At 63.3% G+C, this 19,912-nt stretch carries 18 protein-coding genes; 15 read left to right on the plus strand and 3 right to left on the minus strand.

Annotated elements, in window-relative coordinates; genetic code table 11:
- Nucleotides 1–51: 51 nt before the first annotated feature.
- The 9 genes from PQT43_RS08765 (at nt 52) to PQT43_RS08805 (ending at nt 7,959) form a co-directional block, all read left to right on the plus strand.
- Entirely contained in the window at nt 52–798 is a 747-nt protein-coding gene (locus PQT43_RS08765; protein ID WP_102860471.1) for an amino acid ABC transporter permease, read from the plus strand.
- Nucleotides 798–1,469, plus strand: a complete 672-nt coding sequence (locus PQT43_RS08770; protein WP_102880754.1) for an amino acid ABC transporter permease — start codon at nt 798–800, stop codon at nt 1,467–1,469. The genes PQT43_RS08765 and PQT43_RS08770 overlap by 1 nt, the downstream gene beginning before the upstream one ends.
- On the plus strand, nt 1,466–2,200 hold the full coding sequence (locus tag PQT43_RS08775; protein ID WP_102860470.1) for an amino acid ABC transporter ATP-binding protein: 735 nt from the start codon (nt 1,466–1,468) through the stop codon (nt 2,198–2,200). The genes PQT43_RS08770 and PQT43_RS08775 overlap by 4 nt, the downstream gene beginning before the upstream one ends.
- A 132-nt stretch (nt 2,201–2,332) precedes the next feature.
- On the plus strand, nt 2,333–4,234 hold the full coding sequence (locus PQT43_RS08780) for a sensor histidine kinase (protein ID WP_102880755.1): 1,902 nt from the start codon (nt 2,333–2,335) through the stop codon (nt 4,232–4,234).
- Nucleotides 4,231–5,556, plus strand: a complete 1,326-nt coding sequence (locus PQT43_RS08785; protein ID WP_102880756.1) for a sigma-54-dependent transcriptional regulator — start codon at nt 4,231–4,233, stop codon at nt 5,554–5,556. The genes PQT43_RS08780 and PQT43_RS08785 overlap by 4 nt, the downstream gene beginning before the upstream one ends.
- A 161-nt stretch (nt 5,557–5,717) precedes the next feature.
- Nucleotides 5,718–6,056, plus strand: a complete 339-nt coding sequence (locus PQT43_RS08790) for a GlpM family protein (protein WP_102860467.1) — start codon at nt 5,718–5,720, stop codon at nt 6,054–6,056.
- 178 nt (nt 6,057–6,234) lie between these two features.
- On the plus strand, nt 6,235–7,155 hold the full coding sequence (locus PQT43_RS08795) for an arginase (protein WP_102880757.1): 921 nt from the start codon (nt 6,235–6,237) through the stop codon (nt 7,153–7,155).
- On the plus strand, nt 7,152–7,526 hold the full coding sequence (locus tag PQT43_RS08800; RefSeq protein WP_102880758.1) for an EamA family transporter: 375 nt from the start codon (nt 7,152–7,154) through the stop codon (nt 7,524–7,526). Before PQT43_RS08795 ends, PQT43_RS08800 begins: the two co-directional genes overlap by 4 nt.
- 31 nt (nt 7,527–7,557) lie before the next feature.
- Nucleotides 7,558–7,959, plus strand: a complete 402-nt coding sequence (locus PQT43_RS08805) for an EamA family transporter (protein ID WP_025129629.1) — start codon at nt 7,558–7,560, stop codon at nt 7,957–7,959.
- Nucleotides 7,960–8,036: 77 nt separating this feature from the next.
- Here the strand turns inward: PQT43_RS08805 and PQT43_RS08810 are convergent, their stop codons facing one another.
- Nucleotides 8,037–8,807 (minus strand): MipA/OmpV family protein, encoded by a 771-nt coding sequence (locus tag PQT43_RS08810; protein WP_249735707.1) that lies wholly within the window; start codon nt 8,805–8,807, stop codon nt 8,037–8,039.
- Between the two features lie 229 nt (nt 8,808–9,036).
- On the opposite strand from PQT43_RS08810, the gene PQT43_RS08815 reads away from it, so the two are divergent.
- Genes PQT43_RS08815 through PQT43_RS08840 form a run of 6 tightly spaced genes read left to right on the plus strand, consistent with a single transcriptional unit; the run spans nt 9,037 to nt 16,280 of the window.
- A complete protein-coding gene (locus tag PQT43_RS08815; RefSeq protein ID WP_123394057.1) occupies nt 9,037–9,732 on the plus strand; it encodes an HAD-IB family phosphatase in 696 nt (231 codons plus the stop codon).
- Nucleotides 9,725–11,119, plus strand: coding sequence for an aspartate aminotransferase family protein (locus PQT43_RS08820; RefSeq protein WP_272753724.1), 1,395 nt, complete (start codon nt 9,725–9,727; stop codon nt 11,117–11,119). Before PQT43_RS08815 ends, PQT43_RS08820 begins: the two co-directional genes overlap by 8 nt.
- Entirely contained in the window at nt 11,116–11,982 is an 867-nt protein-coding gene (locus PQT43_RS08825) for an alpha/beta hydrolase (RefSeq protein WP_102880761.1), read from the plus strand. The genes PQT43_RS08820 and PQT43_RS08825 overlap by 4 nt, the downstream gene beginning before the upstream one ends.
- 14 nt (nt 11,983–11,996) lie before the next feature.
- Nucleotides 11,997–13,124 carry a GNAT family N-acetyltransferase gene (locus tag PQT43_RS08830; protein WP_272753725.1) on the plus strand — a complete coding sequence of 376 codons (1,128 nt, stop codon included), beginning with the start codon at nt 11,997–11,999 and terminating at the stop codon, nt 13,122–13,124.
- Complete coding sequence (locus PQT43_RS08835; protein WP_110594913.1) at nt 13,121–14,893, plus strand: sensor histidine kinase; 1,773 nt, start codon at nt 13,121–13,123, stop codon at nt 14,891–14,893. Before PQT43_RS08830 ends, PQT43_RS08835 begins: the two co-directional genes overlap by 4 nt.
- Nucleotides 14,883–16,280, plus strand: a complete 1,398-nt coding sequence (locus PQT43_RS08840) for a sigma-54-dependent transcriptional regulator (protein WP_110594914.1) — start codon at nt 14,883–14,885, stop codon at nt 16,278–16,280. The genes PQT43_RS08835 and PQT43_RS08840 overlap by 11 nt, the downstream gene beginning before the upstream one ends.
- A 50-nt stretch (nt 16,281–16,330) precedes the next feature.
- Here PQT43_RS08840 and PQT43_RS08845 read toward each other — a convergent pair whose 3' ends face one another.
- Both PQT43_RS08845 and metE read right to left on the minus strand, forming a co-directional pair.
- Nucleotides 16,331–17,365: an alpha/beta fold hydrolase gene (locus tag PQT43_RS08845; protein WP_110651514.1), complete on the minus strand. Its 1,035-nt coding sequence runs from the start codon at nt 17,363–17,365 to the stop codon at nt 16,331–16,333.
- A 195-nt stretch (nt 17,366–17,560) separates the two neighbouring features.
- Entirely contained in the window at nt 17,561–19,870 is a 2,310-nt protein-coding gene (metE, locus tag PQT43_RS08850; protein ID WP_272753726.1) for a 5-methyltetrahydropteroyltriglutamate--homocysteine S-methyltransferase, read from the minus strand.
- Between the last annotated feature and the right edge of the window lie 42 nt (nt 19,871–19,912).

Consider the following 19,912-nt stretch of genomic DNA (forward strand, 5'->3'; position numbering starts at 1 on the left):
GACGTCCCCAGGCGGGTGCTTGTACATCGAACGATCTGAGGGGTAACCCTAATGAATTACAACTGGGACTGGGGCGTATTCTTCAAGTCCACCGGTGTGGGCAGCGAGACCTATCTCGACTGGTTCATCAGCGGTTTGGGCTGGACCATCGCCATCGCCGTGGTGGCCTGGATCATCGCGCTGCTGCTGGGGTCGATCCTGGGCGTCATGCGCACCATACCGAACCGTCTGGTGTCGGGCATTGCCACGGTCTACGTGGAGATTTTCCGTAACGTGCCGCTGCTGGTGCAGCTGTTCATCTGGTACTTCCTGGTGCCGGATCTGCTGCCGGCCAACCTCCAGGAGTGGTACAAGCAGGACCTCAACCCGACCACCTCAGCCTACCTGAGCGTTGTCGTGTGCCTGGGCCTGTTCACCGCCGCGCGGGTTTGCGAGCAGGTGCGTACCGGCATCCAGGCGCTGCCACGTGGCCAGGAATCCGCCGCTCGTGCCATGGGCTTCTCGCTGCCGCAGATCTACTGGAACGTGCTGCTGCCCCAGGCCTACCGGATCATCATTCCGCCGCTCACCTCGGAATTCCTCAACGTCTTCAAGAACTCCTCCGTGGCGTCCCTGATCGGCTTGATGGAACTGCTGGCCCAGACCAAACAGACCGCCGAGTTCTCGGCCAACCTGTTCGAAGCCTTCACCCTGGCTACCCTGATCTACTTCACCTTGAACATGAGCCTGATGCTGCTGATGCGCCTGGTCGAGAAAAAAGTATCGGTCCCCGGCCTGATCTCCGTGGGAGGTAAATAATGGAATTCGACTTCTCGGGCATCATCCCGGCCATTCCCGGCCTGTGGAACGGCATGCTGATGACCCTCAAGCTGATGGTCATGGGCGTGGTGGGCGGGATCATCCTCGGCACCTTGCTGGCACTGATGCGCTTGTCCCACAACAAGCTGCTGTCGAACCTGGCCGGTGCCTACGTCAACTACTTCCGCTCGATTCCGCTGCTGCTGGTGATCACCTGGTTCTACCTGGCGGTGCCGTTCGTGCTGCGCTGGATCACCGGCGAAGACACCCCGATCGGTGCGTTCACCTCCTGCATCGTGGCCTTCATGATGTTCGAAGCGGCGTACTTCTGCGAAATCGTCCGTGCCGGCGTGCAGTCCATTCCCAAGGGCCAGATGGGCGCTGCCCAGGCACTGGGCATGAGCTACAGCCAGACCATGCGCCTGATCATCCTGCCTCAGGCGTTCCGCAAGATGACTCCGCTGCTGCTGCAGCAGAGCATCATCCTGTTCCAGGACACCTCCCTGGTGTACACCGTGGGCCTGGTGGACTTCCTCAACGCCTCGCGTTCCAGCGGCGACATCATCGGCCGCTCCAATGAATTCCTGATCGTTGCCGGTCTGGTGTATTTCACAATCAGCTTTGCCGCCTCGCTGCTGGTCAAGCGTCTGCAAAAAAGGTTCGCCGTATGATCTCTATCAAGAACATCAACAAGTGGTATGGGGACTTCCAGGTGCTGACTGATTGCAGCACCGAGGTCAAGAAAGGTGAAGTGGTGGTAGTCTGCGGGCCGTCCGGCTCGGGCAAATCCACCCTGATCAAATGCGTCAACGCCCTGGAACCCTTCCAGAAGGGCGACATCGTGGTCGATGGCACCTCCATCGCCGACCCGAAGACCAACCTGCCGAAACTGCGTTCTCGCGTGGGCATGGTGTTCCAGCATTTCGAGCTGTTCCCGCACCTGACCATCACCGAGAACCTGACCATCGCGCAGATCAAGGTCCTGGGCCGCAGCAAGGAAGAGGCCACCAAGAAAGGCCTGCAACTGCTGGATCGCGTTGGCCTCTCCGCCCATGCCCACAAGCACCCGGGCCAGCTGTCCGGCGGCCAGCAACAGCGTGTGGCCATCGCCCGCGCCCTGGCCATGGACCCGATCGTCATGCTGTTTGACGAACCCACTTCGGCCCTGGACCCGGAAATGGTCAACGAGGTGCTGGACGTGATGGTGCAACTGGCCCAGGAAGGCATGACCATGATGTGCGTGACCCACGAAATGGGCTTTGCCCGCAAAGTGGCGAACCGGGTGATCTTCATGGACAAGGGCCAGATCATCGAAGACTGCCAGAAAGAGGAATTCTTCGGTGACATCAGCGCCCGCTCCGAACGTGCCCAGCACTTCCTCGAGAAGATCCTGCAGCACTAAACCTGTGCTTCTGTAGGAGCCGGCTGGCCGGCGAAGGGGACGCACCGGGCTCCCCTATCGCCAGGTTCGCCCGCTTTGCCGGCCGGCCGGCTCCTATGGACACCGCACAGTGGTTGACCCAAGGCATCTGTGATGAAATGCGACCCCACTCTCTATCGCGCCGCGCCGCCATCACTCGCCGTGAAACCCCGCCTGATCCGTCACCTGTTCCTGCCGCCCCTGGTCATCCTGCTGATGATCGGCCTGGGCTACGTCGGCTTCTGGATCAGCGAACACAATGGCATTCGCAGCCTCAGTGAAAATGGCGAACGCCAGCTGGAACTGCACGCCCGCGCCGTAGAAAGCGAGATCAGCAAATACACCTATCTGCCCAGCCTCCTGGAACTGGAGTCCAGTGTCTCCAGGCTGCTGGCCGATCCCTCGCCGGAGCACCGGCAAACCGTCAACCAATACCTCGAAGGCCTGAATCGGCGCAGCCGCAGCCGGGCCATCTATGTCATGGACACCACCGGCCGGGTGCTGGCCACCAGCAACTGGCGCGATGTCGACAGCTACCTGGGTGAAGACCTGTCCTTCCGCGCCTACTACCAGAACGCCGTACGTGGCCAGCCCGGACGTTTCTACGGCATCGGCAGCACCAGCGGCGAGCCCGGCTACTACCTGGCCCACGGCCTGGAAGAACACGGCAAGATCATTGGCGTGGCGGTGGTCAAAGTGCGCCTGGAGGCCCTGGAGGAACGGTGGCAAAGGGCCCGCCTGGAAGCCTTCGTCAGTGACGAGAACGGCATCATCATTCTCTCCAGCGACCCGGCGCGACGACTCAAGTCGGTCCGCCCGCTCAGCGACGACACCAAGGAACGCCTGGCCCGCAGCCTGCAGTACTACTGGTTCCCCCTCAACGAACTGGAACCCCTGGCCCGGGAACGCCTGGCCGAAGGCGTGGAGAAGCTGACCTTTCCCGCCAATACCGAACTGGTATCCGACGACAAGGCCATCAGCTACCTGTCCCAGACCCGGCCACTGAGCGACACCCCGTGGAACTTCACCCTGCTCACCCCGTTGCAGGACCTGCGCCGGGAAGCCATCAACCAGGGCATCCTGGTGGCCGTGGCCTTTGCCCTGGTGGCCTTCCTGCTGATCGCCTGGAATGAACGGCGCAAGGTCATCGCCACCCGCCTGGCCGCCCGAGAAGCCCTGCAGGAAGCCAACAGCCAGCTGGAGCGGCGGATCACCGAACGCACCGCCGACCTGCGGGCCAGCAACGAGCGCCTCAAGGGGCAGATCCGCGAACGCCGCCAGGCCGAAGAGACCCTGCGCCGGGCCCAGGACGAACTGGTCCAGGCCGGCAAGCTGGCGGCCATCGGCCAGATGTCCACCAGCATCGCCCACGAGCTGAACCAGCCGCTGGCGGCGTTGCGCACCTTGTCCGGCAACACCGTGCGTTTTCTTGAGCGCGGCGCCCTGGACACCGCCAGCGCCAACCTCAAGACCATCAATGAACTGATCGACCGCATGGGCCGCATCACCGCCAGCCTGCGCTCCTTCGCCCGCCGCGGCGACGACCAGGGCCAGGCCAGCCTGGACAAGGCTGTGGACGCCGCCCTGCAACTCCTCAACGCGCGCATCGAACCCTTGCCCCTGCAACTGCACCGGGCCTTCAGCGAGCAGACCCTGCAGATCGACCAGACCCGCCTGGAACAGATCCTGGTCAACCTGATCGGCAACGCCCTGGACGCCATGCAGGCCCAACCGGCGCCGGAGCTGTGGCTGGAAGGCGAGCTCGGCGACGGCAAGTATCGCCTGCGGGTCCGCGACAACGGCCATGGCATCGATCTTGAGGCGCGCAAGCACCTGTTCGAACCCTTCTTTACCACCAAACCCGGCGAACAGGGCCTGGGCCTCGGCCTGACCCTGTCCGCCAGCCTCGCCGCCGCCACCGGCGGCAGCCTGGGGGTGGAACATCCGGCAAGCGGCGGCACCGCCTTTGTCCTCAGCTTGCCCCTGGCAAGCCCCAATCAAGCCGAGCCGATATGAACAACGAGCTGACCGTGCTGATCGTCGAAGACGACCCCCATGTCCTGCTGGGTTGCCAACAGGCCCTGGCCCTGGAAGACATTCCCTGCATCGGCGTGGGCAGCGCCGAAGAAGCCCTGGCCCAGGTCGGGGAGAACTTTCCCGGCATCGTGGTCAGTGATATCCGCCTGCCGGGCATCGATGGCCTGGAACTGCTGACCCAACTCAAGGCCCGGGATCGCAGCCTGCCGGTGGTGCTGATCACCGGTCACGGGGATATTTCCATGGCCGTGGGGGCAATGCAGAAAGGCGCCTACGACTTCATGGAGAAACCCTTTTCTCCCGAGCGTCTGGTGGACGTGGCCCGCCGCGCCCTGGAACAACGGGGACTGGCCCGGGAAGTGACCTCCCTGCGCCGCCAGTTGGCCGAACGCAGTTCCCTGGAGGGACGGATCATCGGCCGCTCGCCGGCCATGCAGAACCTGCGGGAGCTGATCGCTAACGTCGCCGACACTTCGGCCAACGTGCTGATCGAGGGCGAAACCGGTACCGGCAAGGAACTGGTCGCCCGCTGCCTGCACGACTTCAGCCGCCGCCACCAACAACAGTTCGTCGCCCTGAACTGCGGCGGCCTGCCGGAAAACCTCTTCGAAAGTGAAATCTTCGGCCATGAGGCCAACGCCTTCACCGGCGCCGGCAAGCGCCGTATCGGCAAGATCGAGCACGCCCACCAAGGCACGCTGTTCCTTGATGAAGTGGAAAGCATGCCGATCAATCTGCAGATCAAGCTGTTGCGGGTATTGCAGGAGCGGACCCTGGAGCGCCTCGGTTCGAACCAGAGCGTGGCCGTGGATTGCCGGGTGATCGCGGCCACCAAGTCGGACCTGGACGAACTGAGCCGGGCCAAGGCATTTCGCAGCGACCTGTATTACCGCCTCAACGTGGTGACCCTGGAACTACCGCCCCTGCGCGAACGCCGCGAGGACATCCTGCAACTGTTCGAACACTTCCTGCAGCAGTCGTCCCTGCGTTTCGACCGCACCGTGCCAGAGCTGGACAACCAGACCCTGTCGACCCTCATGAGCCACGACTGGCCGGGCAACGTGCGCGAGTTGCGCAACGTCGCCGAGCGCTTTGCCCTCGGTCTGCCGGCGTTCAAGAAGTCCGGCAGCAGCAACGCCCAGGGCCTGGGTTTCGCCGAAGCGGTGGAAGCCTTTGAACGCAACCTGCTGAACGATGCCTTGCAGCGCAGCGGTGGCAACCTGACCCAGGCCAGCCAGGAACTGGGCATGGCCAAGACCACGCTGTTCGACAAGGTCAAGAAATACGGCCTGAGCCACTAGGCTCTGTACGAAAAGTTTTGAGACGAAGGTCAGGCAAGGCGAAAACGGTCGAGGAAGCGGAGTTTACGGGTTGTAAATGAGCATTCCGAGACCGTTTTCAACGCAGCATCACCGAGTATCAAGGCTTTTCGTACAGAGCCTAACCCAAGGCGCAAACATTTATGGATCTATTATTGAAGGCCGCCCTGGGCGCGGCGGTGGTGGTGATTCTGGCGGCCCTGGCCAAAACCCGGAACTACTACATCGCCGGCCTGGTGCCGCTGTTCCCGACCTTTGCCCTGATTGCCCACTACATCGTCGGCAAGGGCCGTTCTCTGGATGACCTGAAGACCACCATCCTGTTCGGCATGTGGTCGATCATTCCCTACTTCGTCTACCTGGCGACGCTCTATGTAATGGTCGATCGCCTGCGCCTGGAAGCCTCCCTGGCGGTGGCCGCCGTGGCCTGGTTGATTGCCGCCACCCTGCTGGTCAGCGTCTGGGTCCGCCTCCACGCCTGAGCCCCTAGCATTCCCGTAGGAACGAGCTTGCTCGCGAAGCCTGCGCCGCGGTCTCTCGCCGGCAACCCGGCCACGACCCTGGCCCGACCCTTGCATTTACCCTGTAAAGCCCGCCCAGCCTGCGTTTTCGCCTGATCACGCAGTTTTCTGGAGGGCGCTGCCATGGGTAAAGAACACCTTGAACATCTTAGATCTCGACCACAGCCTGACCGCCCAGGAGCCCATAGTCCGGCGCCTGAAAAGCGGCCAGGCGCGACGCCTGGACCTGCTGGACCTGGGCCCCAAGCTGCGACTCTGGTCCACCGAACGCACCTACCGTCATTTCCGCGAACGCCTGGGCCAACGCCCCCGGCACAGCGGCCCGCAACCGGAAATCTTCTTTGTCGGCTCCGGCGACTATCACCACCTGACCCCGGCCTTTCTCTACGATCTGCCCGAACCGATCAGCCTGATCCACTTCGACAATCACCCGGATTGGGTACGCTTCGCCCCCCGCCGGCACTGCGGCTCCTGGGTCAACCGGGCGCTGCAGCTGCCCAATATCCAGCGCATTGTCACCCTGGGCCCGTGCAGTGAAGACCTGCACAACCCGCAACTGCGAGGCGGCAACCTCGGCGCCCTGAAGCACGGCAAGCTGCAGCTGTTTCCCTGGCAGCACGCGCCGTCCAAGGTCTGGGGCCGGGTCGGCGATGGCGCCGGGCACCAGCAACAGGAAAACCACCTGCACTGGCGCAATCTGGCGGACCAGGACTGGGCCGCCTTCCTCGCACAAATGATCGACAGCCTGCCCACCGCAGCGGTGTGGATCACCATCGACAAGGACGTGCTGGCCAGCGAAGACGCCGCCACCAACTGGGACCAGGGCGGCATGCGCCTGACCCACTTGCTGCAAGCGATACGCGAACTGGCGGCGCGCAAGCGGGTGCTGGGCATCGATGTCTGCGGCGAGTTCGCCAAACCCGCCTTCAGCAATGCCTTCAAACGCTGGGAAGCCAAGTCGGACCAACCTCCGGCCGAGCGCTGGAGCCAGGACGACCTGCTGCGCAACTCAGTGACCAATGAAGCCCTGATCTCGCTGTTCGAGGAGCTGTTCCCGTGACCTTGACCGTTGTTCTGCTAGTCGCTTTTTCCATTGTGCTGGACGTCATCGGCCAGCTCTGTTTCAAGCTCGGCCTGGACCGCCTGCCGGAGCTGGACGGCGGTTTTCGCCTGAATGCCTTCTGGGGCCAGGTGTTCAACGCGCCCCTGCTGTGGTGCGGTATCGGGGCCTATGTGATCGAGTTTTTCGTCTGGCTCGAAGCCCTGTCCCGGGCCCCTCTGAGCCTGCTGTTTCCAGCTGCGGCCCTGGCCTATTGCGGCGTGGTGCTGGCGGGCAAGCTGGTGCTGGGCGAGACCGTCAGCCGTCGGCGCTGGATGGGCACGCTGGTGATCACCGCCGGAGTGATGCTGGTGTGCGTGGCCAGTACCTGAGCCTTATTCAACGAATAGAAGGAAACCTTTCATGAGTTCGAACACCTCCCACGGCTGGCTGCACGAGCGTCTGGGCACCATCGTGCTCTGGGCCCTGCTGATCGGCTTCGAGAGCGCCGGCCAGATCGCTACCAAAGTTGGCGGCGACCAACTGGGGCAGATGGATTTCAACCTGCAATGGCTGGCGGCGGTAGCGGTCAATCCGGGCGTGTTGCTGGCAATTGCCTGCTATATCGGCGCGTTTTTCGTGTGGATGCTGATCTTGCGTCGCAGCAGCCTGTCCCTGGCCTTCCCCTTGAGCTCCCTGGTCTTTGTCGTGGTGCTGCTGGGCTCCTGGCTGGGCCTGGGCGAACAGATCAGCCTGCTGCACTGGGTTGGGGTCTTGGTGATCATCGGCGGGATTGCCCTCTTGGCCGAGGGCGAGGAGGCCTGAGGGCCCTCTGCCGAATGCCCCAGGCGCCTGGGGGGTGAGGGCTGCGCAGGCCGGGGGGCGACCTGCGGCAACGCGCCTCAGAACTTGTAGCTGACGGCGGTCTGCACCTGGCCCTGGTTGACTTCGCCCCGCTGACGAACAATGGAGCTGTTCGCTGCGGAGTTGACCAGACGGATCCAACTGGCGCTGGCCACCAGCGACCAGTTGTTGCCCAGCGGCACCTGGATGTTCTGGCTCAGGCTGAAGTTCTGCAGGCCACCGCCGGCACTGTAGCGATCGATACCCGAAGCCAGGGCTTCCTTGGCGTTGACGCCAAAGAAGGTCTGACTCTGGCGGGCGTCGGCAAAGTGCAGGGTCAGGTTATTGCTGCCGATGATGCCCATGCCCAAGGGATAGCCGATCTCCCCTCCGACCTTGCCCAGCATGCCGCCCTGGCCACCGGCACCGCCGACGGCCTGGCCCACGGCGGCGAACACCCGCCAGAAGTCGTCCGGGGCGTATTGCACGAAAGCCCCGACATCGGCCATGTCGCGCACATCCCGCAAACCGCGCAGCTCACCATCGGCGTTACGTCCCTGCAGGTAGTTGATATAGGGGCCGGCGCTGAAACCATTGCCCTTGAACGCATCCCAGGTCAGGCCGTCGTCGGTACTGAGGCTGACATCGCCCCAGTCCAGATCCAGGTACGGCAGCGGCACCGTGTCATAGCGGCTGCCCGTGGGGTCATGGGGTTGATAGCCGACGCCCAGACCGAGTTCGCCCGTGATGTCGGAATCGGCAAAGGCACTACAGGCAACGGTCAGCGACAGCAGGCCGGCGAGTAAAGCAGGGGAAGAAAGCCGAGGCATGAATGAGTTTCCTTGTCTGAACATGCGCGCATCAATCATCAGAGCGCCCCTGGAACGCAAGCACTGATGTTGTTTGTAGCGACCTACAAAATTTGTAGCAAGAACGCTACAAATCTCCCGCCGCCCTCGCCAGAGGCCCAGCCCTGCTGGGTTTTCGCAACTTGGCACAGTCCCTGCTCTACCCCTGTCGCAAGCGCAAACAGCGCTCTTATTCAACAGGTAACAGCAGATGATGCACTGGCATATCGTATGTGACTTCGACGGGACCATCTCCCGCGCCGACGTGATCGATAACGTTCTCCAACGCTTCGCCGACCCGAGCTGGGAAGGCATCGAGCAGGAATGGCTGGACGGTCACATCGGCTCCCGAGAATGCCTCAGTCGCCAACTGGCCCTGGTCAAGGCTTCGCCCGCCGAACTGCTGGGCTACTTCGACAGTGTCGAAATCGACCCGGACTTCCCCGACTTCGTCGATCACGTGATCGGCCTGGGCGCTTCCATTGAAGTGGTCAGTGACGGCATCGAGCAAGGCATCGCCCGCATCCTGGCACGCAACTACGTGACCCTGCTGCCGATCCTCGCCAACCGCCTGCGCCAGGTCGACCACAACAGCTGGCGCATCGACTTTCCCTACGCCAGCGACGCCTGCCGCGCCGCCTCCGGCAACTGCAAGTGCAAATCCACGCCACGGGGCAAACGCGTGCTGGTGATCGGTGATGGCCAGTCGGACATGTGCGTGGCTGCCACCGCCGACTTCGTCTTCGCCAAGGATCGCCTGGCCGACTACTGCGAACGCAACAAGATTCCTCACGCTCGGTTCGACTCCTTCGCCGAACTGCCGGCGCTGTTGGCAAAGCTGCCGAACAACGCGGCCAACGCCACCCATTTCTCCCTTGAAACCCAGGAACTCTTCCACCATGTCTGATATCCGCATCGCTACCGCCGAAGACCAGATCCTTCTGGAAAAAGAAGCCAAGTACTGCTCCTACGGCGATACCGTTCACTACATCGAACCCCCGCGCATCTTCAGCCGCTGCGAAGGTTCCTACGTCTGGGACACCAGCGAGCAGGCCTACCTCGACCTGCAGATGTGGTACTCGGCGGTGAACTTCGGCTACGCCAACCCGCGCCTGAACAATGCCCTCAAGCAACAGATCGACACCCTGCCGCAGATTGCCAGCCAGTACCTGCACAAAGGCAAGATCGAGCTGTCGGAAATGATTGCCGTAGACGCCAAGAAGAAGTTCGGCCTCGACGGTCGCGTGCACTTCAACGTCGGCGGCTCGCAGTCGGTCGAGGACTCGCTGAAAGTGGTGCGTAACGCCACCAACGGCAAGAGCCTGATGTTCGCCTTCGAAGGCGGCTACCACGGTCGTACCCTGGGCGCCTCGTCGATCACCTCCAGCTACCGCTACCGTCGCCGCTACGGCCACTTCGGCGAGCGCGCGCAGTTCATCCCGTTCCCGTACCACTTCCGCGGCCCTAAAGGCATGACCAAGGAAGAGTACGGCAGCCACTGTGTGCAGCAGTTCGCCCGCCTGTTCGAGACCGAATACAACGGTGTGTGGGACCCGAAAGTCGGCCAGAGCGAATACGCCGCCTTCTACGTCGAGCCGATCCAGGGCACCGGCGGCTACGTGATCCCGCCGATGAACTTCTACAGCGAGCTCAAGCAGGTGCTGGACCAGCACGGCATCCTGATGGTGGTGGACGAAATCCAGATGGGCTTCTACCGCACCGGCAAGCTGTGGTCCATCGAGCACTTCGACGTCCAACCCGACGTGATCGTGTTCGGCAAGGCGCTGACCAACGGCCTCAACCCACTGGGCGGCATCTGGGCCCGTGAAGAGCTGATCAACCCGGGCGTGTTCCCGCCAGGCTCGACTCACTCCACCTTCGCCTCCAACCCGCTGGGCACCGCCGTGGGCCTGGAAATGTTCAAGATGACCAGCGAGATCGACTACGGCGCGATGGTCATGGAAAAGGGCAAGTACTTCCTGGCCGGCCTGCAAGACCTGCAGAAGCGCTACCCGATCATCGGCGATGTCGACGGCCTGGGCCTGGCGCTGCGCTGCGAAATCTGCACCACCGACGGCTTCACCCCGGACAAGGCGACCCTGGACTTCATGGTCGAGGAAGGCATGAAGGGCGACATCGAGATCGACGGCCAGCGCCTGGGCCTGATCCTCGACGTGGGCGGCTACTACAAGAACGTCATCACCCTGGCCCCGTCGCTGGAAATCAGCTACGCGGAAATCGATCTGGGCATCGCACTGCTGGACCGCCTGCTGGATCGGGCCATGAAGCGATGAGCGCCGCTGAGATCGATCTGGGCGAAGGCGACGCCGGCTTCGTTCTCGGCACGGGTCCGGTCGGGGTCTTGTTGATCCACGGCCTGACCGGCACCCCGACGGAACTCCGTCGGGTGGCCCAGGGCCTGGCCAAGGACGGAACGTGCACGGTGTACGTTCCGACCCTGCCCGGGCACTGCGGGGACAACAGCGACCTGCAGGCCACCGGCTGGCAGGACTGGTACGAGGGCGTGCGCAAGACCTTTGTCGGCGTGCAACAGCGTCACGAGCAAGTGTTCGTCGGCGGTCTGTCCATGGGCGCCGTGATGTCCATGTACCTGGCGTCCGAGCATCCGGGACAGATCAGCGGCCTGCTGATGTATTCCACCACCCTCAAGTACGACGGTTGGAGCATCAACAAGCTGGCGTTCCTCACCCCGTTGCTGATGAAGATTCCCTTCGGCGTGCACATCTGCCGCTTCGAGGAAAAGCCGCCCTACGGCATCAAGAACGAACGCCTGCGGGCCATTGTCGAGAAACAGATGAAGGCCGGCCAGAGCAGCGATGCGGGCCTCTTGACCATGGAGGGTGTGACGGTGCGCGAGTTGCACCGGATGAACGCCGTGGTCAAGAAACGCATGCCTTCGATCATGACCCCGGCCCTGGTACTGCACTCCAGCGAGGACGACATCACCAGTCCGTGGAATGCCGACTACGTGGAGCGCAAGCTCGGCGGCCCGGTGACCAAGATCCTCCTGGACAACTGCTATCACATGATCACCGTGGACCTGCAATACCAGCGGGTGATCGAGTTGAGCGTGGACTTCATCCAGCAGCGAGTGGTTGCACCTGCGGTGCGCGAAGACTATCGCCAGCTGGCATGACTTAAGGAAGATACGTGATTACCGCCCAAGCCTTTTCCACCATCCAGGCCATTGATCGCAGCGCCTGGAACGACTGTTTTCCAGACGCCCTGGAGGATTGGGACTACTACCTGGCCGTGGAAAAAGCCGCCATTGCCGATTTCCGTTGGCGTTACCTGGCGATCTACGAGGGCTCGACCCTGGTGGCGGTAGCGCCGGCCTTCACGACTCAGTATCGGCTCGACACCACGGTCTCCGGCCTGGCCAAACGCGTCACCGAACGCCTGGCACGCCAGTGGCCAGGTGCCCTGGAGCTGCGCCTGTACGCCATCGGCTCGCCCGTGGCCGAACAGTGCAGTGCCGGCACCGCCAGCCATGTTCCCCTGGAACGTCGTCAGGCGTTGCTGGAGCAGTTGTTGCAACTGGCCCGGCGCGACGCCGACAGCTTCGGCATCGGCCTGATGGCGGTCAAGGATGCCCCCAGCAGCGACCCGCAATGGGTCGCCAGTTGCCGGGCCGCCGGCCTGCAAGCCATGCCGAGCCTGCCCAGCGCGCTGCTGCCGGTGCCCTTCGCCTCGATCGACGCCTATCTTGGCACCCTGGGCAAGTCCACTCGCAAGGACCTGCGGCGCAAGCTGCGCGCCCCGGCGCCGCGCATCGAGTGGCGGCGGCAGATCGACGACGTGCTGCCCGACATCATGCGCCTCTACGAAGCCACCCTGGAACGCAGCGACCTGCAGTTCGAGCGCCTGCCGGCGGCCTATTTCACCGGCATTCTCGAACAACTGGACCAGCGCGCCGCCTGCGTCCTGTACTGGGTCCAGGACCAACTGGTGGCCTTCAACCTGGTACTCATCGACCAGCATCGGCTGATCGACAAATTCTTCGCCCACGACTTGAACGTCACCCGTGAGCACAATCTGTACTTCCGCAGTTGGCTGGCCAATGTCGACTACTGTATCCAGCAGCACATTCCCCTGTACGAGTGTGGTCAGGCCGGTTACGCCAGCAAGTTGCGCCTGGGTTGCCAGTTCACCGGTAACATGTTGTTTTTCCGACATCGCAATCCCTTGCTCAATGCCCTGCTCAAGGTGATAAAACGCTTTGTCCGTCCGGATCGCTCCGACCCCGCCATGGCTGCTGCAATAAGCGAAAGTACATGACCAGAAAAGATCGTCGCCCGCCCCGCCCTTTTGCCATCTCCCGCTGGAGCCTGCAGCGCAAGCTGGTGTTGGCGTTCTGGCTGGTCAGTGTGATTCCCACCATGATTGCCGCGGAGCTGGCGGCCACCACGTTGTCGGAGATTTTCGACAGCAACGTGCGCATCTGGCTGCAGGAATCCACCAAGATCGTCGAGGACGAGATCACCGAGATCCTCCATGACAACGCACGGATCGCCCAGCTGTTCCTGCGCTATACGCGCCCGCCCACGGACCGCAATGCAGCCAAGCATGACAAGCTCACCGCCGACATTGCCGACTCCATGGGCATCGACGTGGTGGCGCTGATCCGCAAGAGCGACCACAAGGTGATGTTCACCACCGCCGCGGACGACGTGGTAGGGCAGATCAGCACCGCTTCCAACGCCGTCCTGCAGACCATCCAGGTGGGTGGCGTGGCCACCGGGGCGGTGGTCTCGACCTTCCAGACCCAGCTCGACGGGGTCGACTATCAGCTGTTGATCGCCACCTACCTGGACGCCAGCTTCCTCACCAGCGTGGCCGATGTGCACTCCCTGGACCTGCGCCTGTACCTGGCCAAGGCCGATGATTTCTCGGAGATCTTCGCCACCCAGCGCTTCGAGGACCATCCCCCCCGCGTGCCGCACAAGATCGAAGACATCCTGCGCGCCACCCGCCAACCCACCGAGCAGTTCACCAGCCGCTACAGCGGCCTGTACCGGCCGATCTTCAACGACAGCGGCGACCTGGTGGGGGTGATTTTCAGTGGCCTGCTGCGCCACAGCAGCCTGGTGGGCCTGGTTAACCAGAGCAACCTGTTCATCCTGATCTTCCTCCTCAGCTCGGCCGCCTCGCTGTGTGTCGGCTGGCTGGTGTCGCAACGCCTGACGCGGCCGCTGCGGGGCCTGTCCAAGGGGGTCCAGGCGGTGATCGCCGGCGACTACCGGCAGCGGGTGCCGGTGATCGGTGGCGACGAACTGGCGGAGCTGAGCAGCACCTTCAACCACATGAGCGAGCGCCTGGGAGAACTGCAGCACCTGGAGGGCCAGTTGCGCCGTCGCGATCGCCTGCACGCCCTGGGCGAGGTGGCCATGGGCCTGGCCCATGAAATCCGCAATCCGCTGGGCATCATCAAGACCGCCACCCAACTGCTGCACCGTCGAGCCAACCTGCCGGAAAACGACAAGCGCCACCTGGAATACGTGATCAGTGAAGTCAGCCGGATCAACGACCTGATCACCGACTTTCTCGACTTCGCCAAGCCCAGCGCGCCCATTCGTGCCACCCAGGCGGCACGCCCGCTGGTCGAGGAACTGCTGGGCTTCTGCACCCCGGAACTGGCGACCCACAATATCGAAGCGCGGATCGACGACCAGGCACCGGGTGCGACAATCCACGCCGATGCCCGGCAGCTCAAGCAGGCCTGCCTGAACCTGATCCTCAACGCCATCGACGCCATGCCCGAGGGCGGCCGCCTGACCCTGGGCATCGCCCAGCAGGAAGACGAAACCATCCTCAGCGTCAGCGATACCGGCCAGGGCATCGAGCCGGACATGCTGGAACGCATCTTCACCCCCTTCGTCACCACCAAGGCCTCGGGCACCGGCCTGGGCCTGGCGAAAGTCTTTTCGATCATGGAAAGCCATGACGGCCACATCGAGTGCGTCAGCGAAAAAGATGCCGGCGCCACCTTCAGCCTGTACATTCCGGCCAACGGTGAAGAGGACGACGAGGACACTGATGACGCATAACCTGCTGGTGGTCGATGACGAACCCAAACTCTGTGACCTGCTGTCTTCGGCCTTGAGCCAGAACGGCATCCAGGTGTTCACGGCAAGCAATGGCCTGCACGCCCTCAAGGTGCTGGAGCAGGAAGACATCGACCTGGTGATCAGCGACTGGCGCATGCCGGGCATGGACGGGCCGCAACTGCTGGCGGAAATCAAGCAGCGCTACCCGAACCTGCCGGTGATCGTGATGACCGCCTACAGCACGGTGAAGAACGCTGTGCAGTCCATGCGCAACGGCGCCTACGACTACATTGCCAAGCCCTTCGATATCGATGAGCTGGACATCACCGTCAGCAAGGCCCTGCAGTTTCGCGACATCCTCAAAGACAACCAGCGCATGCGCGCCGAGCTCGACGAGCATCAGCAGTTCGACAGCCTGGTGGGCGACAGCCCGGCCTTTCGCCAGGTACTGCAGGCGGTGGACTCGGTACGCGAGAGCAGCGCCACCATTCTCCTGACCGGAGAAAGCGGCACCGGCAAGGAGATGGTCGCCCGGGCCATCCACAAGCACGGCAATCGCGCGGACAAACCCTTTGTCGCCGTCAATTGCGCGGCCATTCCCGAAGGCTTGCTGGAAAGCGAGATGTTCGGCCACCGCAAGGGCGCCTTCACCGGCGCCGTGGCGGACCGGGTCGGACGCTTCCAGCAGGCCGACAAGGGCACCCTGTTTCTCGATGAAGTGGGCGACATGCCCCTGGCCTTGCAGGCCAAGATCCTCCGCGCCCTGCAGGAACGCGTGATCGAGCCGGTGGGCGATCCCCGGGAGCGCAAGGTCGATGTGCGGGTGATCGCCGCGACCAACAAGAACCTGCTGGAAGCCGTGGCCAACAAGGAGTTCCGCGAGGACCTGTACTACCGCCTCAACGTCTTCCCCATTCCCTTGCCGGCGCTGCGCGAGCGGGTCGAGGACATCGCCCCACTGGCCCGCCACTTCGCCCACAGCCTGGGGGCCACCGCCGGCAAGCGCATCACGGGCTTCAGCCCCCAAGCCTTACAGGCCATGGCCTCCTACACCTGGCCAGGGAACATCCGCGAACTGCAGAACTGCGTGGAGCGGGCCACCATCGTCGCCCGCGCATCGGTCATCGAAGAAAGTGACCTGCCAGGCTATCTGTTCGACACCCCGCCAGCAGGAACCGAGGGCAGCGTGGCCCTCAGCGTCGGCCCACAAGTGCCCAGCGACCTGGACGCGGCCCTGGCCGAAGTGGAGCGGGCCTACATCCTCGCGGCCCTGCACCAGAGCAACGGCGTCCAGGCGGCAGCGGCGCAGATGATCGGCATTTCCGAACGCAGCTTCTGGTACCGCCTGAAAAAGCTCGGCATTCAGGTGGACAAGATCGTTCGTTGAGACGGTGTTGCCTCATTCGCCGGCAAGCCGGCTCCTACAGGCGCATGGCCTCACAGCACATTCGCGCTATCCACCGGCTCGATCTGCGCCCAGTGGGAAGTGTCTTCGCGATGGTTTTGCAGGTATGGCAGCACCGCCGCCAGCAAAGGCGCCTTGAAGGCGTCCTGGAAACGATGGGCCAACCCCGGAATCAGCTTCAGCTGGCTGCCCTGGATCTGCGCCGCCAGGTGCACCCCATGCATCACCGGCAACAGCGGATCGGCGGTGCCGTGCACCACCAGCGCCGGCACCCGCAGTTGCTTGAGCAAGGCCACCCGACTCGGCTCGGCGAGGATCGCCATGATCTGGCGCTTGACGCCCTCCGGGTTGAACGCCCGGTCATAGGACAACGCAGCCTGATGCAGCAGAACCTGACGGTCATCCGTAATCTTCGGGCTGCCCAGGGCCGCCAGCAGATCCGCCTGCTGCTCCAGGGCGGCTTCACGGTTCGGCGCATTGCGCCGGGACAGCAATTGCACCAGCGCCTCGTTCGGCGCCGGCAGGCCTTCGGCCCCGGAACTGGTCATGATCAGCGTCAGGCTCTCGATTCGTTGTGGCGCCATGGCCGCCAGATGCTGGGCAATCATGCCGCCCATGCTCGCCCCCAGCACATGGAACTGCTCGATGTGCAGGGCATCCATCAACCCCAGGGCATCATCGGCCATGTCGCTCAGGGTATAAGGCGCAGCCACGGGCAGGCCGAGCTTGTAGCGCAGCACTTCGAAGGTCAGGTTGGCGCTGGCCGGAGCCTGGCGCCAGGTGGACAGGCCGACGTCGCGATTGTCATATCGAATCACCCGAAACCCTTGCTGACACAAGGCCTCCACCACTTCGTCCGGCCAGTGGATCAATTGCCCACCCAGGCCCATGACCAGCAGCAATGCCGGATCGGAACTGCGACCGATGCTTTGGTAGGCCAGGCTCACCTGTGCCAGGTCGACCCGTTGCGTGGGTACGTTGACATCGCAGCGCGCGGCCGCAAAAGACAGCTGGCCGAGCAAAAGCCCGGCCAGCAGGATGACAGTGGAAAACAATCTTGCCCGCATGGAAAACACCGAAACGCAGAACCCCAGTAGAGCGCGAGTCTGATGAACTTCGATGTTTCGCGCTGCCACAGTTGCGTGACAGTTTGATGAAGCCCGCCCAGCGGTCATCGCTTAGGGGCGCTCGAGCGGCGCCTCGTTTGCCGACGAGGTGGAGCTGATGATCGCCTTCGTCGGCAAGCAGGTTTCTACCGGCTTTCAGGCCAGCTGGCTGCGCAGCTGGCGGGCCGCGGCCACCATGTTCACCAGGGCCGCTTCGGTTTCCGGCCAGGCGCGGGTCTTCAAGCCGCAGTCGGGGTTGACCCACAGTCGCTCGGCGGGAATGCGTTTGACCGCCTTGCTCATCAACTTGACCATCTCGGCAGTGTCCGGCACCCGTGGCGAGTGGATGTCATACACCCCCGGGCCGATGTCGTTGGGGTAGTCGAAGGCTTCGAAGGCTTGCAGCAACTCCATGTCCGAGCGGGAAGTCTCGATGGTGATCACGTCGGCATCCATGGCAGCGATGGACTGGATCACATCGTTGAACTCGCTGTAGCACATGTGGGTATGGATCTGAGTTTCGTCCCGCACACCCGAAGCGCTCAGGCGGAAGGCCTGCACCGCCCAGTCCAGGTACTCCTGCCATTGCGCGCGGCGCAGGGGCAGGCCTTCGCGGAACGCCGCCTCGTCGATCTGCACGATCTTGATCCCGGCCTGTTCCAGGTCCTGCACTTCATCGCGCAGGGCCAGCGCCAGTTGCTGGGCCTGGACCTTGCGCGATACGTCTTCCCGCGGGAAGGACCACATGAGCATGGTCACAGGGCCAGTCAGCATGCCTTTCATGACCTTGTCGGTGAGGCTCTGGGCGTACTGGATCCAGTCCACGGTCATGGCCCGGGGCCGGCTCAGGTCGCCGTAGATGATGGCCGGCTTGACGCACCGCGAGCCGTAGCTCTGGACCCAGCCAAAACGGGTGAACAAGTAGCCGTCCAGTTGCTCGGCAAAGTACTCCACCATGTCGTTGCGCTCGGCTTCACCGTGGACCAGCACGTCCAGGCCAAGGCTCTCCTGGATCAGCACTGCGTGGCGGATCTCGCTGTGCATGGCATCGGTGTAGTCGTTGAGCGACAGCTTGCCCTGCCGGTAGGCCTGGCGCGCCAGGCGAATCGATGCAGTCTGCGGGAAAGAGCCGATGGTGGTGGTGGGAAAGACCGGCAATTGCAGGCGCGCTCGCTGCTGTTCGATACGTTGCGCAAAGGGTGACTGACGCTGACTGTCGGCGGCGCTGATGGCCTTGATCCGGGCCTGGACCTGGGCCTTGTGAATCCGCGGGGACTGGGCACGACTGGCCTGGACCTTGCGGCTTTGCGCCAGGGCCGCTTGCACCGCCGGGGCCTGGGGATCGTTCAGGGCATCACGCAGGACCGAGATCTCGCCGCACTTCTGCACGGCAAAGGCCAGCCAGCTTTTCAGTTCGGCATCCAGCTGGTCTTCCCGGGACAGGTCCACCGGGCTGTGCAGCAGGGAGCAGGAGCTGCTGACCCAAAGGTTGTCGCCGAAACGCTCCTGGGCCACCTGCAACTGCTGCAGGGCCTGTTCCAGTTCGCAGCGCCAGACGTTGCGCCCATTGACCAGGCCCACGGAAAGAATCTTGTAGGTCGGCAGCCGGTCCAGGACCTGGCCCAATTGTTCCGGAGCCCGCACCGCATCGATGTGCAAGCCGTCCACCGGCAGGCCCACCGCCAGGCCAAGGTTGTCTTCCAAACCGCTGAAGTAAGTGGCCACCAGTTTTTTCAGCGGCGAGTACTGGAGGATGTGGTAGGCCCGCTCGAAGGCGCTCTTCCACTCCTGGGGCAGGTCGAGGGTCAGGATCGGCTCGTCGATCTGCACCCACTCCACGCCCTGGGCCTTGAGCCGGTTGAGGATCTCGCCGTACAGCGGCAGCAGGCGCTCCAGCAGGTCGAGCTTGTTGAATCCATTGCCCTTGGCCTTGCCCAGCCACAGGTAGGTCAAGGGGCCGATGATCACCGGCTTGACCTGATGACCCAGGGCATGGGCTTCCTCGACTTCGTCGAACAGTTGCTCCCAGCTCAGTTGGAACGGCTGGTCGGCGCTGAACTCGGGGACCAGGTAGTGGTAGTTGGTGTCGAACCACTTGGTCAGTTCCTGGGCGTATTGCGCCTGGCCCTGCTCACCGCAGCAGCCAGCACTGGCGCCACGGGCCATGGCGAACAGAGTGTCCAGGGTCGGGCGGCCCTGGGCATCGCGAAGACCGTCGAAACGCTCGGGAATCACCCCGAAGGTCAGGGAGTGGCCGAGCACCTGGTCGTACCAGGCAAAGTCGCCCACTGGCAGCAGGTCGATGCCGGCGTCTTTTTGCACTTGCCAGTGCCGAGCCCGCAGCTCGCGACCGACCTCTTGCAATGCAGCCTGATCGAGGGCGCCCTTCCAGTAGGCTTCGAGGGCTTTTTTCAGTTCGCGGTCAGCGCCGATGCGGGGAAAACCGAGGGTGTGGGCCAGTGCCATGGGAAAGCGCCTCCTTGTCAAAGATGGCGCTATTGTCGACAG

This window comes from Pseudomonas sp. BLCC-B112, assembly GCF_028550695.1.
Classification (GTDB): Bacteria; Pseudomonadota; Gammaproteobacteria; order Pseudomonadales; family Pseudomonadaceae; genus Aquipseudomonas; species Aquipseudomonas danubii.

Coding starts and splice junctions, on each gene's coding strand:
- PQT43_RS08765 (WP_102860471.1), top strand. CDS start 52: ATGAATTACAACTGGGACTGGGGCGTATTCTTCAAGTCCACCGGTGTG.
- PQT43_RS08770 (WP_102880754.1), top strand. CDS start 798: ATGGAATTCGACTTCTCGGGCATCATCCCGGCCATTCCCGGCCTGTGG.
- PQT43_RS08775 (WP_102860470.1), top strand. CDS start 1,466: ATGATCTCTATCAAGAACATCAACAAGTGGTATGGGGACTTCCAGGTG.
- PQT43_RS08780 (WP_102880755.1), top strand. CDS start 2,333: ATGAAATGCGACCCCACTCTCTATCGCGCCGCGCCGCCATCACTCGCC.
- PQT43_RS08785 (WP_102880756.1), top strand. CDS start 4,231: ATGAACAACGAGCTGACCGTGCTGATCGTCGAAGACGACCCCCATGTC.
- PQT43_RS08790 (WP_102860467.1), top strand. CDS start 5,718: ATGGATCTATTATTGAAGGCCGCCCTGGGCGCGGCGGTGGTGGTGATT.
- PQT43_RS08805 (WP_025129629.1), top strand. CDS start 7,558: ATGAGTTCGAACACCTCCCACGGCTGGCTGCACGAGCGTCTGGGCACC.
- PQT43_RS08810 (WP_249735707.1), bottom strand. CDS start 8,807: ATGCCTCGGCTTTCTTCCCCTGCTTTACTCGCCGGCCTGCTGTCGCTG.
- PQT43_RS08815 (WP_123394057.1), top strand. CDS start 9,037: ATGATGCACTGGCATATCGTATGTGACTTCGACGGGACCATCTCCCGC.
- PQT43_RS08820 (WP_272753724.1), top strand. CDS start 9,725: ATGTCTGATATCCGCATCGCTACCGCCGAAGACCAGATCCTTCTGGAA.
- PQT43_RS08825 (WP_102880761.1), top strand. CDS start 11,116: ATGAGCGCCGCTGAGATCGATCTGGGCGAAGGCGACGCCGGCTTCGTT.
- PQT43_RS08835 (WP_110594913.1), top strand. CDS start 13,121: ATGACCAGAAAAGATCGTCGCCCGCCCCGCCCTTTTGCCATCTCCCGC.
- PQT43_RS08840 (WP_110594914.1), top strand. CDS start 14,883: ATGACGCATAACCTGCTGGTGGTCGATGACGAACCCAAACTCTGTGAC.
- PQT43_RS08845 (WP_110651514.1), bottom strand. CDS start 17,365: ATGCGGGCAAGATTGTTTTCCACTGTCATCCTGCTGGCCGGGCTTTTG.
- metE (WP_272753726.1), bottom strand. CDS start 19,870: ATGGCACTGGCCCACACCCTCGGTTTTCCCCGCATCGGCGCTGACCGC.